Annotated in this window: 14 protein-coding genes; 8 read left to right on the top strand and 6 right to left on the bottom strand. The window is 47.0% G+C overall.

Annotated features, from left to right (window positions below; translation table 11 throughout):
- Nucleotides 1-91: 91 nt before the first annotated feature.
- Complete coding sequence (gene lysS, locus ACEW9O_RS08140) at nt 92-1,624, top strand: lysine--tRNA ligase (RefSeq protein ID WP_373549649.1); 1,533 nt, start codon at nt 92-94, stop codon at nt 1,622-1,624.
- 109 nt (nt 1,625-1,733) lie between these two features.
- Here lysS and ACEW9O_RS08135 read toward each other — a convergent pair whose 3' ends face one another.
- The gene (locus tag ACEW9O_RS08135) at nt 1,734-2,120 is read right to left on the bottom strand and encodes a hypothetical protein (protein ID WP_373549648.1); all 387 of its coding nucleotides are present in this window, start codon (nt 2,118-2,120) and stop codon (nt 1,734-1,736) included.
- Nucleotides 2,121-2,218: 98 nt separating this feature from the next.
- Entirely contained in the window at nt 2,219-2,617 is a 399-nt protein-coding gene (locus tag ACEW9O_RS08130; RefSeq protein WP_373549647.1) for a DUF1573 domain-containing protein, read from the bottom strand.
- A gap of 253 nt (nt 2,618-2,870) precedes the next feature.
- Between ACEW9O_RS08130 and ACEW9O_RS08125 the strand changes: the two genes are divergently transcribed.
- The 4 genes from ACEW9O_RS08125 to ACEW9O_RS08110 all read left to right on the top strand — a co-directional run bounded on the left by ACEW9O_RS08125 (nt 2,871) and on the right by ACEW9O_RS08110 (nt 6,763).
- Complete coding sequence (locus ACEW9O_RS08125; protein ID WP_373549646.1) at nt 2,871-3,275, top strand: hypothetical protein; 405 nt, start codon at nt 2,871-2,873, stop codon at nt 3,273-3,275.
- 54 nt (nt 3,276-3,329) lie between these two features.
- Nucleotides 3,330-4,778: a hypothetical protein gene (locus tag ACEW9O_RS08120; protein WP_373549645.1), complete on the top strand. Its 1,449-nt coding sequence runs from the start codon at nt 3,330-3,332 to the stop codon at nt 4,776-4,778.
- A gap of 82 nt (nt 4,779-4,860) precedes the next feature.
- On the top strand, nt 4,861-5,856 hold the full coding sequence (locus ACEW9O_RS08115) for an SMP-30/gluconolactonase/LRE family protein (RefSeq protein ID WP_373549644.1): 996 nt from the start codon (nt 4,861-4,863) through the stop codon (nt 5,854-5,856).
- A 79-nt stretch (nt 5,857-5,935) separates the two neighbouring features.
- A complete protein-coding gene (locus tag ACEW9O_RS08110) occupies nt 5,936-6,763 on the top strand; it encodes a DUF6263 family protein (RefSeq protein ID WP_373549643.1) in 828 nt (275 codons plus the stop codon).
- Nucleotides 6,764-7,045: 282 nt separating this feature from the next.
- Here the strand turns inward: ACEW9O_RS08110 and ACEW9O_RS08105 are convergent, their stop codons facing one another.
- The 4 genes from ACEW9O_RS08105 to der form a co-directional block, all read right to left on the bottom strand.
- Nucleotides 7,046-8,395: a Fic family protein gene (locus ACEW9O_RS08105; RefSeq protein ID WP_373549642.1), complete on the bottom strand. Its 1,350-nt coding sequence runs from the start codon at nt 8,393-8,395 to the stop codon at nt 7,046-7,048.
- Between the two features lie 67 nt (nt 8,396-8,462).
- Nucleotides 8,463-9,323, bottom strand: coding sequence for a dTDP-4-dehydrorhamnose reductase (gene rfbD / locus ACEW9O_RS08100; protein WP_373549641.1), 861 nt, complete (start codon nt 9,321-9,323; stop codon nt 8,463-8,465).
- A 16-nt stretch (nt 9,324-9,339) separates the two neighbouring features.
- Nucleotides 9,340-9,879: a dTDP-4-dehydrorhamnose 3,5-epimerase gene (gene rfbC, locus ACEW9O_RS08095; protein WP_373549640.1), complete on the bottom strand. Its 540-nt coding sequence runs from the start codon at nt 9,877-9,879 to the stop codon at nt 9,340-9,342.
- A gap of 6 nt (nt 9,880-9,885) precedes the next feature.
- Nucleotides 9,886-11,193 carry a ribosome biogenesis GTPase Der gene (gene der, locus ACEW9O_RS08090; RefSeq protein WP_373549639.1) on the bottom strand — a complete coding sequence of 436 codons (1,308 nt, stop codon included), beginning with the start codon at nt 11,191-11,193 and terminating at the stop codon, nt 9,886-9,888.
- Between the two features lie 191 nt (nt 11,194-11,384).
- Here der and ACEW9O_RS08085 point away from each other — a divergent pair, with 191 nt between their 5' ends.
- The 3 genes from ACEW9O_RS08085 to ACEW9O_RS08075 all read left to right on the top strand — a co-directional run bounded on the left by ACEW9O_RS08085 (nt 11,385) and on the right by ACEW9O_RS08075 (nt 16,293).
- Entirely contained in the window at nt 11,385-13,379 is a 1,995-nt protein-coding gene (locus ACEW9O_RS08085; RefSeq protein WP_373549638.1) for a hypothetical protein, read from the top strand.
- A gap of 96 nt (nt 13,380-13,475) precedes the next feature.
- Complete coding sequence (locus tag ACEW9O_RS08080; protein ID WP_373549637.1) at nt 13,476-15,590, top strand: sensor histidine kinase; 2,115 nt, start codon at nt 13,476-13,478, stop codon at nt 15,588-15,590.
- The gene (locus ACEW9O_RS08075; protein ID WP_373549636.1) at nt 15,562-16,293 is read left to right on the top strand and encodes a LytR/AlgR family response regulator transcription factor; all 732 of its coding nucleotides are present in this window, start codon (nt 15,562-15,564) and stop codon (nt 16,291-16,293) included. Before ACEW9O_RS08080 ends, ACEW9O_RS08075 begins: the two co-directional genes overlap by 29 nt.
- The last annotated feature ends 423 nt before the right edge of the window (nt 16,294-16,716 follow it).

Raw genomic sequence — 16,716 nt, 5'->3', positions numbered from 1 at the left:
TTTCTATTTTTGCAGCGCAAAAAAAAGGACCGCGTCGACCCACAATTAAAACCTGGGTTTGGATGGGTACTTGGACACAAAAATAACACACATGCATTTAAGCGAACAGGAAATCATCCGAAGAGAACACCTGGAAGAATTGCGCAGCATGGGCATCGACCCCTACCCTGCCGAAGCATTTGTAGTCAACGCCCTGGCAAGCGACATCAAAGCGCAATTCAACGACGACGCTCCTGAACAGTTCGAGACAGTTGCAGTAGCTGGCCGGATGATGGTGGTACGGGAAAAAGGGAAAGTCACTTTTGCCGAATTGCAGGATAGCAGTGGGCGAATCCAGCTTTATATCTCGCGCAGTGACATCGCCGATGGAGAAAACTTCGAAATGTATGATGTCGTATTGAAACGTTTGCTCGATTTTGGGGATTACATTGGCATCAAGGGTTTTGTGTTCCGCACCCGGATGGGCGAGATCACAGTACATGTCAAGGAGCTGAAACTGCTCAGCAAATCGCTGCGCCCACTTCCAATGGTTAAAACCCGTTTGAACGAAGCGACGGGTGAAACCGAGGTCTACGACGCCTTCACCGATCCTGAACAGCGCCACCGTATGCGTTATGTGGACCTGACGGTGAACCCACAAATCAAAGCAGCCTTCATCACCCGCAGCCGCATCATTTCGGCCATGCGTAGCTTTTTTGATGGCAAAGGTTGGTTGGAGGTTGAAACGCCCATCCTGCAGCCCATCCACGGGGGAGCTGCTGCCCGCCCGTTCGACACCCACCACAATACGCTGGACATGAAGTTGTACATGCGCATTGCCAATGAGTTGTACCTCAAACGTTTGATTGCAGGTGGTTTTGACGGTGTTTATGAGATCGGCAAGATGTTCCGCAACGAAGGCATGGACCGGACCCACAATCCCGAGTTCACCGCCATGGAAATCTATGTAGCCTATAAAGATTACTACTGGATGATGGAAATGGTGGAGCAGTGCCTGGAGTACATCGCACGGGCCATCAACCAGGATAATCCCGTACTCAAATTTGACGAGCACGAAATCAACTATGCCGGGCCTTACCGTCGCCTCAGCATGTACGATTCGATCAAGGAATACACCGGGGTGGACATTTCGGAAATGGACGAAGCTCAACTCCGCGATTTGTGCAAACAGTTGCACGTCGACATCGACAATTCGATGGGACGTGGCAAGTTGATCGATGAAATTTTTGGGGCCAAAGTGGAAAAGAACCTGATCCAACCCACTTACATCATCGATTACCCGATCGAAATGAGCCCTCTGGCTAAAAAACACCGTAGCAAAGCGGGTTTGGTGGAGCGTTTTGAGTTGTTTGTCAGTGGCAAAGAAATTGCCAATGCCTACTCCGAGCTTAACGACCCCATTGACCAACGCGAGCGTTTTGAAGACCAACTCCAATTAGCGGCCCGTGGGGACGACGAAGCCATGGCTATGGACGAGGATTTCTTGCGGTCTCTGGAATACGGAATGCCGCCGACTTCGGGATTGGGTATTGGGATAGATCGATTGACCATGTTTATGACGAATAATCATACGATTCAGGAGGTGCTGTTCTTTCCGCAGATGCGGCCAGAGAAGGGAGAGTGATAGGGTCTGATCGGCCAAAACAAAAATGCCTGAGCAACAAGTTTAACCGTCTGCTCAGGCATTTATTTTTTTATAGGTTGAATTAATCCTGTTCAAAATTAGCTTGAATTTATACCTGTGCCGCGGCCTTCCGCTCCAAAATCCGATGAAATTTCAACAAATGCTGCGGGTCCTTTTCATTGTACACACACAGAATCAGGGTATTTTTATTGCGCCCATCATATGGAAAGAGGATTTTGATCGGGTTGTGGATGTAGCCATTGTCTTCAAACATCAGGAGTTGTTTGTTGCGGGAAGGGAGGCGAAACAGCTTGAGCTCTTCGGCATCTTTGGGAATGGGCAATTCTCCATATCCCTCTTCTTTCAAAAACTGCCGCACCATATCGTAAGTGGCATGCAGGCGAGAGCCCGCAAAGATGGTCTGGTATTCGTAGCCATCACTGGTACCGCCCATGTAATCTGAACCCGCCTCTGGGAATTCTTCCCGCAATGGCATAAGCTGTTTGTTTTTTTCGAAACGCTAAATTAATCGTTTTGATTTAAAAAATTAAACCTTATTCCGAAAATGTGCAGCCAACCCTGGAACTTTGGAACCTATTTAACCGTCCCCTCCACATACAAGCGCTCCGCCTGCGGAAATTCCTTAAAATACACTTTAACCATTTTGTAAAAATAGCCAGCCTTGCGGGAGCTGAATTCGATGTTGATCGTAGCCGTAGAATCGGGGGGAATGGGCGTTTCGCGCCACTCCGGTGTAGTACAACCACAAGAAGGGCGAACATTGGCGATGGTAACCGAATCGCTAGAACAATTGCGAAAAGTAAAGCTACAGTCTGCCTCTTTTCCACTTTCTACTTCACCAAAATTATGGGTATCCAAATCCTCCCATTTGATGCAATATTCTTCGGGTAAACTGGTGAATGCCAGGCCCAATAAGCCTAAAACCATCCCGATCAGACCCCATTTTTTCCATTTTTTTGCCACTGACTCCATTTCTTTTGCTTCTTTTTTGTCAAAACAACGCAAAGGCTTTACTGTTTAGCATACTTTTTATAACTTAGCGTTGCTATTGAGAAAAATTCTTATCGAATCAGGCTTTTCTACCTACCTACCTGAACGTCATCCCATTTCCGTATTTAAATCATTTAGTACCCATGAACAAGACCTTTTGGTTTGCCCATCCCGTATGGCAACACCAGATCAGTGCGCTACATGTACATTTCATCACCTCTAAAATGAATGTACAATGAATGTCCGCAGCAAAATCCAAGCACTCAATATTGTATTGGGTGTACTACTCGTGGTGATCCTTGGCCTGGGCTTGAGCTCCTTTTTCACGACCTCCAAACTCAAAAAAACCAAGGATCAAGCGCTCAAGCAAAATTTGTACCTTTTTGAACGCTCCATGGAAGATGTCCGCACCTGCCTGGATGCCGAAGAGTACAAACTGGCCAAAATACGCCTGGCCGAAGCGCTCCAATTGTTGAAAGACAACCAGAAAGCCGCAAACCGTAACAAAGCCGTGCAGCAATCTTTCGACTCCATCCGTAAAAAGTACTGTCGCATTTGGAATTCTTCCGAGTGGGGCTACAGTTACCGTGCCAGTGATTACCCTGAACTACAAAAAGGATTCGAGAGCATTTGTCAATAACCATCCCTGAACAGTTGCGCTTGTTCAAACTAGCGTGCATAAAGCTTGAACGTCATGCAAGCACTAAAACCGATTATACTGACCCTGTGCCTGGGCTTGATTGCCTGTAGCTGGGGCATTGCTCAAGGCGACAACTGTCCCCTCTACGCGGACATCCTCCAGCGTGGAGATAGCCTAAGCCGGGTGGGCAACTACGTTGCAGCCATCAAAACTTACCGCGCAGCGCGAGTGGCTTGTCCTTCCAAAGTATACGAAACCGACATGCGCGTAGAACGCATCGTATATCGACTCATGCAAATGCGCGAACAGGCCATCCAGCGGCGCGATGAAGTGTTGCAAAAAATTGCGCTCATGGAAAAGGACCTCCAACGAGCGCGTTTCAACGAAGAAGTGGCCGAACGCCGTGAGCGACTATTGCGCCAGGCCAATGAACAAGAAAGAACAGATTTGGTGGAAAAAAAGGCCACCGCGCTGGTTGACACGCAGCTGGAGCAAAAAGACCCCTGGGACTTGTTGCGCACAGGCCGTTACCAGGAAGCCCTGCCCCTACTGGAAGCCTCCGCTTTCAATGATTTGCAGGACAGCCTCAGCCTGATGCGCCTTGCCCACGCCAACCTATTCAATGGTCGGATTGAAGTAGCAGAGTCCATCTATCGGGTCTTAAAACCACTACCCTACCGGGCTGGGAAATACAAGTCTTTCGCCGAAGCGTATTTAGCCGATTTTAATGCCCTTGAAAATGCGGAAGGTATCCTTGGCAATGGAGCAGTGATTCCAGTTGCCGTACGGGAAGCTTATTTGCGCATTCGGGCCGATCTGGAAAATTATGCCCAGGCACTGGATCTGGCTGAACAAGAGCGCAAAAAATCCAAGGAGCTCGCCAAAGAGCTGGGGCCGGATCAATTGGAAAAACCTGAACCTGTAGCGGCAGACAATACGGTAAACGTGGACAATAACGCAGCTGTGCTTTTGCCCAACGAACCCATTCAATTAAATACCGATACGACTCAGCTTGACCCAAACGGCAATGCAGTGCTCACCGATGCGAACACCAACATCGCTAATGATTTGACCAACGCAGGCAGCCTCGAAGCTTCCACCTCTTCAAAAGAAAGCAACTCTTTGCGCAACAACGCTACCCACTCCCGTGCAAAACTGGAGGAAGACCGGCCCTTGCCGCCTACCCCGGAATTTGTCATGAAGAACTTGATCAATACCGAACTGGAAAACAAAACCGCCCGGACGGTCAATAAAGCGGGTCAGCCCACTGGCTACATCGTTTTTATCGGCGATTTTGACCTCAATGACTATTACGCTCAACGCACGCTCAAAAAAGTACGCGATCAATACGGCATTATGGAAGCTCGGATTCGCTATTTCAGTGAAGTGCTTAAATACCGGATTGTGCTGGCTGAGTTTGCCACCAAAGAGGAAGCAGCCCAGTATACCCTCAATTATGAGCAAAAATACCGGGAAAGAGTTTGGATGGGCGTCTTGTATTAATTGTGGTCTGATACTTGGTTCATTTTGTTGGTCAAAACTATTCTTTTATCTTCCCAGGATAAAAGAATAAACACCAACAAACATGAAACATCAGCTCGTATTTTTCCTGCTGCTTTGCAGCTTCAGCCTTTGGAGCCAAAACAAAACCATCGGCAAAGTGACCCATTTTGATCCGGCTTGTGCCAATCTAATCGATGCACAAGCCAGTATCGAAGTCATTGCCGATGGTTTTGATTGGTCCGAGGGCCCCGTTTGGGTGAAAAACGGAGGGTTCCTCCTCTTTTCAGATGTACCCAAAAACACCATTCACCGTTGGAAAGCCGGTGAAGGATTAAGCGTTTTCCTCAAGCCTAGTGGCTACACAGGCATTCTCCCTTATGGCGATGAACCCGGCAGCAATGGCCTCTTGGTCAACTTGAAAGGGGAATTGGTCACTTGTGAACACGGCGATCGACGTATCGCAGCCATGCCTATTCAACTAGGTGGCAAACGCACCCTGGCCGACAATTATCAAGGCTTGCGTTTGAACAGTCCCAACGACATTACCCAACATCCCAACGGCGATTATTACTTTACTGACCCACCTTATGGCATGCCTCAGAAGGAAAAATCCCCTTTGCGGGAGACGACCTGGTTTGGCGTTTACCACATCGACAAAGCGGGTAAGGTCAACCTGGTGGACAAAACCTTGGATCGCCCCAATGGCATCGCCGTTTCGCCCAATGGCAAACTCCTTTATGTAGGCCAAAGCAGTGGGTCCCAACCCTACATCACCGCTTACCCCATTGCCGCCAATGGCAAAACGGGCAAAGGCAAAGTCATTTTTGATGGCTCTAAACACCTTAAGGAGGGCAAATACGGCATCTTCGACGGCATGAAAGTTGATAAACACGGCAACATCTTCGCCGCTGGGATGAACGGCGTATTGATTCTTTCTCCAGAGGGAAAACCGCTGGGGCAAATTGAATTGGGTCAGTTTACTGCCAATTGTGGCTGGGGCGATGAAGACGGGGGCACTTTGTACATTACTTCGGACATGTACCTGTGTAAGGTCCGTACCAAAACGGGGGGCTGGTAGGAAAAAGGTGTTTTTTGATCGAAAAACAGAAATCCCTGTGGCCAATTCCGTGTTAATTGAAGCAAAAATTAAAACCACGATGAAGAACCCTGTTTGTTTTGTACTCCTCAGTTTGGCCATTGGCCTGCAACCTTTGTGTGCGCAGGAAAGCTATTTGCTGAAAATTCAACCCAAAGCTGGAACGGAATACCGGTTCATAAACAATGTGAACATTTCGGTAATCAGTGGGGATGAAGCGGTAATGAGTACCAATATGGCACAAAATATTGTATCAAAAATCACCGCCTCCAGCGCCACAGAGGTATCCATGACCGAAAAAGTGGAAAAAATCAAAGGCAGTAGTACCTCGATGGGTCGCACTTTTGATTTTGACACCAGCAACCCCACGGCGGGCAACCCCACCATGAATGCACAAATGGAACAATTGGTGGGCAAAGAGATGGTTTCGCGGTTCAAACCCAATGGTCTATTTATAGCTGGCAACAATCCCTTCGAAGGTATGGCAGGTGGATCAGGTAGTGCCTCAGATTTTCGCAACATTACTGGGGGGGTGCGCTTTCTTGACGAGGCCATCAAGATTGGGGAATCCTGGACAGTGGTGGATACCATTCAAAACCAAGGTATGACGACGATTGCTCACACAACCTGGACGCTTCAGGAAATCAAGGACAATTTGGCCATTCTTTCCTCCAAAGGCACCGGCAACATTGCTGGTCATCCACCGATGCTGCCAGATGGTAAAGTGGAAGGCTCCATGAATACTACGGGCTCAGCCACAATCGAGCTACACTCGGGTATTTGCCGTGAATCCACCCAACGGATGGAGGCGAAGATGAACATGAGTTACAGTGGGCAAACGCAGCAGTTGACCTCGGTGACGGAGACGGAAGTGAAGCTCGTGAATTAGGTGGGTGGGTTAAAAGCCCCTACTCGCTAAATCAACGCTCACATCACATCCAACATCTTGTAACCCGCCGCTTTATCGGCGGGATAGGTGACTCAACCTACCATTCCATCTATCATCTTTGCCCGATCACACATCTACTTTCATTCCGTTTTGATGCATGATCGGGCAAAGATGATAGATGTGAGTGTCGGGGAGGCTTCAATCCCGCCGTTGAAACAGCGGGTTTCAAGATGGTAGATGTATTGAAGGAAAATTTTCAAGGTTAGTATGTTATACCGAATTTTATGAGTTCTCTATACTATTTGAAATTCGCGCTAAAAGCTGTTTTTTGAGCGTAGAAATCAATTCATTTAATTTGCTTTGTGTCAGTAAATCACTATATTTTTTTTTCAAACTATATACTCCGTTACCATTTATTTTTAGATAAATTCTATAGTTTTCATTATTAAATTCTATCCCTAGAATTATGACATAGTCTTTTTCGATGCCTTTTATAGCTCCATATTTAATTTCTTTCCATTCTATGGAATCAATTTCTTCTTTATATATATTGTGTTCATATATTTTTGGCACAAATTCATTGACACCAAAAGGGTTTTCTTCTATCCCATTCCCTTCTAACTCATTATTGTCAACAGCATAGGTTTTTTTGCTTTCTGTAAAAAATTCATCAAAATGAGAGACACTACGCCAAAATTCGTTCAAAACTTCTTCTTGAAAATGGTTGAAAATTTTCTTTTTGCTCTTGGGTGATTTTTGCTTAGGAAGTGTTCTTACTTTTTGTTTAAGTAGCACTATTTCCTTATCCACATCATTCTCTTCCTCAATATCCTCCCCTTTCTCCGCCTTTACCGACAGCTCCAAACTCCATAACACCTGCTTCCCAACGTACTCCACAAAAAACTCCATTTCCCCCACATCCGCCCAGTTCAGGGCTCGCAGGTAGTTTTGTTTATCGCTCGATTTGATGACAATGGGTGGAAAACCAAAGCGCCAAAAAACATAGTTCATCAACAAACGCGAAATGCGGCCATTGCCATCGTCAAAAGGGTGGATCAGCACAAATTGGTGATGCAATTTAGCTGCCAGTTCAACCGGGTTCACTTCCACTTTTTCACAGGCTGAGCGAAACCATTGAATGAGTTCCCCCATTTTTATCGGCGTATCGGTAGGCGATGCGTAATCAAACATTTCACCATTTTGCAAGCGTACGGAGTTGGGATATTTTTTGTATTCACCCACCATGATTTGTCGACGGGTACCTTGCCCGTCTGGGGTGATGGCATCCTTCCAAAAAGGTTTTACCAGAATAACCTTGTTCAGTTCTTTGATATCCGCTTCGGAGAGTGGGCGTTCCAGGTCTTCTGCCCATTCTTTTACCAACTTCAAGGCCAGATCATGCGCTTGCATTTCTTCATACTCCCGCATGGTATGATCCCCTTTCGTTTGGTCGAAATAAAGCAGCAGTTCCGTTTCGCCATAAGTAAGGGTGTTGCCCTCCAGATGGTTGGAGTTGTAGTTAAATTCCAGTCTAAATTTTCGATCTAATTTGCGTTGAAACTCAGCTTCGATAGGCTGTAAGCCCTCTAATTCTTTTTTTAAGCCATCGATCTGTTGCAAAAGATTATTCATTGGCACTTGTTTCAAAATCAAGCCCCAAGATAATACAATTCATGTTAAAAACCACAGTTGCTCTACCTCAATACCCCAACAATTCCAAACAATCCCTCAAACTCTCTTTCCAATACGGAATGTCGATTCCAAACGCCGCCTTGTACTTCCCCTTATCCAACACACTATAATGAGGCCGCGCCGCTGGGGTTGGGTATTCCGTACTCGGGATTGCTTCTACCTTGCACTTCACCCCACTCAGCTCAAAAATGGCCTGCGCAAAATCGTACCAACTACAAACCCCTTCGTTGCTGTAGTTGAAAATCCCTGAGTACTGAGCAGCCTGGCCACTGTGAATCAATTCCAGGGTCATTCGCGCGATGTCGCGGGCGTAGGTAGGGCTGCCGATTTGGTCGACAACGACACGTAGTGAGTCCCGTTCTGCACCCAAGCGCAGCATGGTTTTGACAAAATTGTGCCCAAATGAAGAATATACCCAAGAGGTGCGAAAAACCAGGGCTCCGGGATGCGCTGCCAATACTTTTAAATCCCCTTCCAACTTGCTTTGTGCATACACACCACGCGGCGTCGTGGCATCCGTTTCTTGGAGTGGGCGGTTCTCCTGATTGTGGTACACGTAATCGGAGGAATAATGGATCAATTGGGCACCTTTATCCAAACAGGCCGCCGCTAAATGCCCCGGAGCTTCAGCGTTAATGGCATAGGCGAGCTCCTTTTCCTGCTCCGCTTTGTCTACGGCAGTGTAAGCGGCGCAATTGATACAAACATCGAATTCGGTGGTATCGCAAAAATGCGCTATCGCTTCAGGATCGGAAATATCCAGCATGCTGCGATCAACGGGAATGAGCTTTAGGGTTGGAAACTCTGCCGAGATCGCTTGCAGTTCACGACCAACTTGGCCATTTGCGCCAGTGATAAGGATAGTCATAATTGTATATTGATGCTCAACGATGCGCCCCAAAATACGGCAACACCTGATCCTTTTCCGATAAAACGGCCTCATTCAGGTCAATTTCCCAATCGATTTGCAACTGTGGATCGTTGTAATGGATCCCTCCCTCGTGAGCTTTGGAATAAAAATTGTCACACTTGTAAAAAAACTCTGCGGTAGGGCTGAGCACTACGTAGCCATGCGCAAAACCTCGGGGCACGAACAATTGCTTTTTGTTTGCAGCACTCAGTCGAATGCTGTACGATTGGCCATAAGTAGGCGATTGGCGGCGGATATCCACCACTACATCCAGTACCTCTCCTTCCAACACCCGCACCAATTTGGCTTGGGCAAAAGGTTCCAGCTGGTAGTGTAAGCCACGCAGCACGCCAAAGGTGGAGCGCGCCTGGTTGTCTTGCACAAAATTGGCTTCAATCCCGGCGGCTTTAAACGTTTGAGCATTGAAGGCTTCAAAAAAGTAACCGCGCTCGTCGGCCCAAACCTGGGGTTCAAATACCAACAGATCGGGGATTGGAGTTGGAATAAACGGCATAAACAATTATTTCTTGCGGAAGAAAATACTGATCGTAACGCCCGTGAAATTATAGTTTTTCCGCAACTGGTTTTCCAAAAAATACTTGTAATTCTCCTTGACGTGGGTCGGGAAATTGCAGAAAAATATAAAGGCCGGATAGGCCAGAGGCAATTGGGTAATGTATTTAATCTTGATGAACTTGCCACGGTGTGAAGGTGGGGGCGTTTTTTCAATCACGTCCAGGAGCAGTTCGTTCAGTTCTGAAGTTTTGACCTTGCGGTTGCGGTTTTCATACACTTCCAGAGCTGCTTCAATCGCCCGAAAAATCCGGGTTTTATCCAGTACCGAAATAAAAATAACTGGTACATCCGTAAATGGAGCAATACGTTCCTTGATCACTTTTTCGTAATCCCGGGCCGTATTGGTTTCTTTTTCAACCAGATCCCATTTGTTGACCAAAATGACAATCCCCTTGTTGCGGCGTTGGGCGAGGCGGAAAATGGCCTGATCCTGCGCTTCCAGTCCGGTTTGGGCATCGATCATCAGGATACACACGTCACATTCCTCAATCGCTTTGATGGCGCGCATCACGGAGTAAAACTCCAGGTTTTCGTGCACCTTGGCCTTTTTGCGAATCCCGGCCGTGTCGACCAGGATGAATTCCTTGTCAAATTTGGAATACACCGTATTGATCGAATCACGCGTAGTGCCCGCTATGTCTGTCACCAGGTTGCGCTCCACGCCCAAGAGGGCATTGGTCAGCGAAGATTTACCGACGTTGGGTTGACCAACAATGGCAAATCGGGGCAGGCTATTTTCATCGGGCAGCTCGTCAGGACTTAGGTGATCCGCTACTGCGTCCAAAATTTCGCCACTCCCACTCCCTGTGAGCGAACTCAGAAAAAAGGTATTTTCAAAGCCGAGGCTCCAAAATTCATTGGCTTCAAACAAGCGCTGACTGTTGTCTACTTTGTTGACCACCAAAAAAACGGGCTTTTTGCTGCGGCGCAGCAAGTCGGCTACTTGGTCATCCAAATCAGTGATGCCTGTGGTTACGTCCACCATAAAAACAACTACGGTAGCTTCTTCAATGGCGATTTTGACCTGTTCGCGGATCGCTGCCTCAAAGACATCTTCCGAGTTTTGGACAAAACCTCCCGTATCCACTACGGTAAAGTTTTTACTGTTCCAATAACTACTGCCGTATTGTCTATCCCGGGTAACTCCGGAAGTGTCATCCACAATAGATTGGCGTTCCCCAATCAAGCGGTTAAAAAAAGTAGATTTGCCTACGTTGGGACGCCCTACTATCGCGACGATGTTGCTGCTCATAATAACAATGGATTCAGAAAAGGCGGCAAAGATAAAGGAAAATACCTCTTTTTTCTGTTTAAATTTTACTCAATTTTAAGGACTTATGTCGATTTCCCAAAAATACGGCTTTCAGGATAGAAATTCCAGCATTAATGAATTATCCCCAATTTTTAGTACCTTTTGGCATCAGATTTTATGAACAGTTCCTGATGAAAGCAGCAAAAAAAAATCTACACCTACTGAACACCCTCTTGCTGTGTTGTTTTTTCTGTGCTTCCGCCGCTGCACAAAGCCAGGCCTATTTGGAGGCTAGCGCCATTCATCCCGATTTTGATTCTTGTCGATTGGGCCCAGAGCTTCGGGTTTTGACTTCATCAATGTCCATTCCCTTTAGTCTGACCAAAACCAGGTTGCGCGGAGGCCAAGGGCTGCCTTTGCAGGGGCCCAATCGCCTCCGACCTAAGGGGAAATTTCAACGCGGTTTGTACGAATATTGGCTGGCCTTTCGGGTTGAAAACCGCAGTGGAAAAGATTTCACTCTCGGCATTGAACAGGCTTTCATCAAAAATGCCTGGGTGGAAGTGGACCAACGCAGTTATATCCTATCTAAGCCCAAAGCCGAAAAGCAACAAAACATTGGCTTCAATTTGGCGGCCAATCAGGTTTATCAATACACCTTACCCGCCGGGGAAACCGGGATTTTTTACCTGTTGCTAAAAGACAATCGCCTGGGTTTGGACATTGCCCCCACCCTTTGGAACCTAGATACTTTCGGGATCGCACAGGCGACTAAACTAAAAAACCTGGCTTTTGGCCAAACCATTTTTGTCAGCCTATTTTTTACTTTAGCCATTGTCAGTTCTATTTTTTACTTGTCTCGCCGACGCGAAGTGTTTGGTTGGTACATGGCCTTCAAATGGAGCCTGGCGCTGTACTTTTTGCAAGAAATCATTGATCACAATGCGACCGAAAGTGCACAAGCGCCTTGGGTCGATTGGAATTATACCAAGGCTGGGCTTATGGTGGCCATTTTTTTTACCTACTTACAATTCATCCATACCTTTGTTAAAAAGCGGGTTGGCGCGGAATGGATTGAATCCATGCAGGGGCAAGCTAGGTTATTTTTGCTCGGCTATTTTTGCCTGGATCTGGTTTTACTCTGGTTCAATCAATTGTATTTCAGTTGGGTCTTGTTTTATGTTTTTTTGTGGATCGTGGTTTTATTCAGCATGCGCGCCATCTGGTTTTTGAGCAAAGTCAATTATACTCCCACCAAGTTTATCCTCCGCAGCGCTTTTGCCTTGATTGGTGGTTTTTTTCTGTCTTTACTTGCTTTTACTTTTTTTGAAGAACAACTGAGTAGCGTCAAGGGTGTTGAATTGGGCTTTTTGCCCATTGGGATCGGCGGTTTATTGGAAAGTGTGTTCTTTTTGGTGAGTTTGGGCGAGCAGGAAAAAAACTGGTTGCAAGAACACCTCGCTTTTCGCGAGCGGGAAACCAAGGCCCTGGAACGCCGCCACATCCACGAGCACCGTTTACAAGTAGCCCTGGAACAAGAACTGGGAGAAGTAAAACGCCAACTCGAAGTGCAGGAAAGAGCCATTGTCAGCAATCAGGAACTGGATTCAAAAAACCAGCGTGAACTGGCCTACAAGCGACTACAACTGCGCACCTTGCGCTACGGTTTTTTGGCCAAAACCAGCGATGACATCCTACAACAGCTCAACCAGCATCTGGCCAATGACCAAGTACAAGCTGCGGATGAACAACTCACTCGCTTTGGAGGTTTTGTGCGCGATTTATTGTTTTTTGCTGCTGAACCGAGCATTGCCATTCAAACCGAATTACAACTGTGCAAACGGTTGGTACAACTCAACGATTTTTCCATCGAATTGCCCGAGCTGCCCTTGCCGCCACAGTGGCGTTGCCCTTCCTTGTTGTTTTTGTCCTTGTTGTACCACAGTGCGAAGTCTTTGCCCCCGTCCAAACCCTGGCCGCGTTTGGTGCAGGAAGAAGCGGAAAGTTGGATAAAAATCAGTTTACAAAGCAATAGCCTGGGTTTTGATCTGGCCCAGGTCCAGCCCGAAATTTGGATGGATGCCCAGGAGCAATTGAAAAACTACAACCTGGGTGCTGATTTTAGTGGAGCATTACAGCAAAGCCCGGGTGGATGGACGGTGATCATTCGCAAAAAACAACCATAAGATGATACCGGGGATTTATTCAATAAAAGGACTCGGTTGTTAAAAAACCAAAACACAAGCGCTCGAAATCGCTTAACATAGCAAAAAACATACAATATGAACGGGGCTCTTCAATGGCTGCTGTGTTTGTGCCTCTGCGGGTTGGTTCAGCTTTTGCCTGCTCAACCCCTGGTTAATGTACAAGCGGTATTGGAACGCCCCACGACCCAAGAAGACCTGGGTTTTCCTTTTCAACCATTGGTATTAAACTTTCCCGCCGACCTCAAGGTGACCTCATCATCGATCAAGGATTGGTACCTGGCCAATGCCCATTCGCCCCAGACCCAAACCCATGAATTCCCGGCCGATGGCAAAAGTGTGTTGAGCGTTTTTGTGCTCCACAATCCAGGGCAGGATACAGCCAGGCTCATTTTCCCTCTTCCCACGCTGAAAACCAAGTTGAAATTTGGCATGATCCGGCGTGAAAGTGGTCGATCGGTACATTTTTACAACGAAATCAATAGTTGGGATCGGCAATCCCATCACGAATTGGTTTATCGCCCTGAAGCAGGCAAAGTCCTACTGACGGTTCTTCCGCAGCAAAACGATACCATCTTTGTGCTGTGTAAGGTGGCCAAAAAACACCAATTCCAATTGTACAGTGCGCAGGGGTATCAGCAACTCACCGGAGTACCCGCCTTACATTACCTGATGTTTTATGTCGCTTTGTTGAGTTTTTTAAGCTTTTCGATGCTGTTGGGAATCATCCAATACGTGCAACAACGGGATGTGGCTTTTATTTACTACGTGATTTACCTGAGTTTGATGTGGTTTTTGATTTTTCGCCGCTTGGAAAAAATCAACCCCTTCCTCGATCTGGGTTTTTACTTCCCAGCTACTTCCTGGTGGTGGGAACACTTGCGGGCCCCGGCGTATTTGCTTTCTTTTGTGGCCTATCAAATTTTCATTTTTTACCTGCTCCGTGATAGGGTACATTTGAAGTGGCTGGAAAAATTCATCCTTTGGAGCAATGTGGCCCTGGTCTGCCTGATTCCGGTGCATTACTTGACGAAGTTGTATTGGGAGCGCCTGGATTTTATGCAGGCTGCGCTGGCGCCCCTGGCCATTTTTTGGATTTGGAATTTTGTGAAGTTGTACCAACGCAAGTTGGGCGTGATGGTAGGTTGGGTCTTGTTCGGCTCGTTTTTGGCGGCGGTGGGTACCATTCTTGGCAATTTTATCGGCACCCGACTCGGAGGTGAAAGCCCACTGACTTTTTTGCACATGGGGGATATGCCCTTGCACGTAGCCATCGTGGTAGATGTACTCTGTCTGGCGGTCGCGCTGAGTTTTCGACACCACACCATTTTACGCGATCGCAATGAAGCTCAAAACATCGCTTTAAAAACGGCCAAAGAAAACGCCAAACACGCGAAGACTCTCAGCGTTGCGAAGAAATTGGAACTGGATCAAAGAAAATCGGATCTGCAAGCACAAAGCAAAGGGCTCATCCAACAGCAACTCAAGGTCATTGAAACCCAAAAACAACAGGCCCTGGCAGAAACGGAATTGCTCGCTCTGCGCGAGCAGCTCAAGCCCCATTTTGTTGCCAACTGCATCAATTCCATCCGCAACCTCATTGCCCGTGACAAAGCCGGGGATGCCAGTTTGTACCTGTCCAAACTGGGCATATTATTGGGACAAATCTTTGAGTTGACCGAAAAATCAACCATTTCGCTGCGCGAAGAGCTGGATTTGCTCAAGTTATACCTCGATCTGGAACAGTTGCGTTTCCGGGATCGTTTTAAAGTCATTTTTGACATTGATGGAGAGATCAACCTTGATGCCATTCAGTTGCCGCCACTTTTGTTGCAACCTTATGCTGAAAACGCCATCAAACACGCGTTCAATGATAATTCACCGCACCAAGCCCTAGTTGTTGCGGTACACATGAACTTCAACGGCGAAGTCATTCTCGCCATCGAAGACAACGGTATCGGACGCAAAGCCAGCAGTGAAAAGGGCAAAGAACTGTCCCTAGCTAGCTCCGGAGTTGGTATGGGTTTGTGTGCCGACCGCCTCAAATTGTTCAACGAACGTTTTAACCAAGACGCAGCCATCAATATCGTGGACCTTGCCGATCGTGGAACCACCACGGGCACCCGCGTTGAAATTCATTTTCCACCCCCAAAACCCGCATATTATGATGATCAAAACCATATTGGTAGATGACGAAAAAGACGCACTGGAAGTGCTAGAGCGCGACCTGAGCAACTATTGCCCGGATGTGGTGGTCATCAAACAGTATCAGTCGGCCCTTGAAGCCAAGGCAGGCATTTTGGAGTTGCGACCTGACCTGGTCTTTCTCGACATTGAAATGCCCGAAATCAAGGGGGTTGATTTGGCCAAAAGTTTAAAGGCGGAAGGGTTTGCACCTGCCATTATTTTTGTGACGGCCTATCCACAGTTTGGCGCACAAGCTTTTGAGGTGGATGCTGTGGATTACCTGATCAAGCCCGTTGAATCGGATCGTTTGCGGCAGGCAGTAGAAAAATTCATGACCCACAACCTGGAAGGGCAGATTGCAGAATTGAATAAAAAGCCCCCCACTTTTATCCGCATTTCCAGCCAGTCGGGTTTTGACCTGCTAAAAATCGACGACATCTGTTATTTGAAGGCAGATGGGCCCATTACGCGTTTTTTCCTATCCGACAACCAACCGGTAGGCGCGGGCAGAAACCTGGGTATTTTTGAGCGCTCGCTGGCGGGCAAAGGGTTTTTCCGGGTTCACAATGGCTACTTGGTCAACTACAAATACATCCGGCAATACGACAATCGTGAGTCTTGTATCGTACTAAGCACCGGGGCTAAAGTACCCGTGGCACAGCAGCGTTTGCGCGATTTTTTGATCTGGTTGGATGCCTACACCGCTTAGTATTATTTTTCGTAAATATATTGTGTTTTAAAAAACACTTCAACCATTATGCTATTGCGTGCAATTGTCCCTTTTTACAGAAATGCTTATTTACATGACTTACTTTTGAATTGTCAAAAACAACTGACGCCAAACACCTAAATCTCAAACCTAGTGAAACCAGGACTCCAGTTCAGGTAACGCTAAATCACCAGTTAATCGAGCTAAAACACCACTGATCCCTACATGTAATTCCCATTAACCGTTTGACTTTTGTAAAACCAAACACCTCCCTCCTTCCCCTGCGGTGCAACAATAGAACATCAAAGTATCTTCTCCCTATCTCATCCTCACCGCAGGGTTTTTTTTCTTCCTACTTAAAATTTGCACTTGCTTATTTTCTCCATTGTGCTTGTTTGTGTTGGCAAGCAAAGTCAATTCCTC

This window comes from Haliscomenobacter sp. (genome assembly GCF_041740695.1).
Lineage (GTDB): Bacteria > Bacteroidota > Bacteroidia > Chitinophagales > Saprospiraceae > Haliscomenobacter.
Note: the sequence above shows the minus strand (reverse complement) of the source record. Positions and strands in the feature narration are given on the sequence as shown.

Bases quoted from the DNA above. Each gene is read 5' to 3' on its own strand.
- ACEW9O_RS08135 (WP_373549648.1), bottom strand. From the start codon at position 2,120: ATGCCATTGCGGGAAGAATTCCCAGAGGCGGGTTCAGATTACATGGGC.
- ACEW9O_RS08110 (WP_373549643.1), top strand. From the start codon at position 5,936: ATGAAGAACCCTGTTTGTTTTGTACTCCTCAGTTTGGCCATTGGCCTG.
- ACEW9O_RS08130 (WP_373549647.1), bottom strand. From the start codon at position 2,617: ATGGAGTCAGTGGCAAAAAAATGGAAAAAATGGGGTCTGATCGGGATG.
- lysS (WP_373549649.1), top strand. From the start codon at position 92: ATGCATTTAAGCGAACAGGAAATCATCCGAAGAGAACACCTGGAAGAA.
- ACEW9O_RS08120 (WP_373549645.1), top strand. From the start codon at position 3,330: ATGCAAGCACTAAAACCGATTATACTGACCCTGTGCCTGGGCTTGATT.
- der (WP_373549639.1), bottom strand. From the start codon at position 11,193: ATGAGCAGCAACATCGTCGCGATAGTAGGGCGTCCCAACGTAGGCAAA.
- ACEW9O_RS08105 (WP_373549642.1), bottom strand. From the start codon at position 8,395: ATGAATAATCTTTTGCAACAGATCGATGGCTTAAAAAAAGAATTAGAG.
- ACEW9O_RS08115 (WP_373549644.1), top strand. From the start codon at position 4,861: ATGAAACATCAGCTCGTATTTTTCCTGCTGCTTTGCAGCTTCAGCCTT.
- ACEW9O_RS08080 (WP_373549637.1), top strand. From the start codon at position 13,476: ATGAACGGGGCTCTTCAATGGCTGCTGTGTTTGTGCCTCTGCGGGTTG.
- rfbC (WP_373549640.1), bottom strand. From the start codon at position 9,879: ATGCCGTTTATTCCAACTCCAATCCCCGATCTGTTGGTATTTGAACCC.
- rfbD (WP_373549641.1), bottom strand. From the start codon at position 9,323: ATGACTATCCTTATCACTGGCGCAAATGGCCAAGTTGGTCGTGAACTG.
- ACEW9O_RS08075 (WP_373549636.1), top strand. From the start codon at position 15,562: ATGATGATCAAAACCATATTGGTAGATGACGAAAAAGACGCACTGGAA.
- ACEW9O_RS08085 (WP_373549638.1), top strand. From the start codon at position 11,385: ATGAAAGCAGCAAAAAAAAATCTACACCTACTGAACACCCTCTTGCTG.
- ACEW9O_RS08125 (WP_373549646.1), top strand. From the start codon at position 2,871: ATGAATGTCCGCAGCAAAATCCAAGCACTCAATATTGTATTGGGTGTA.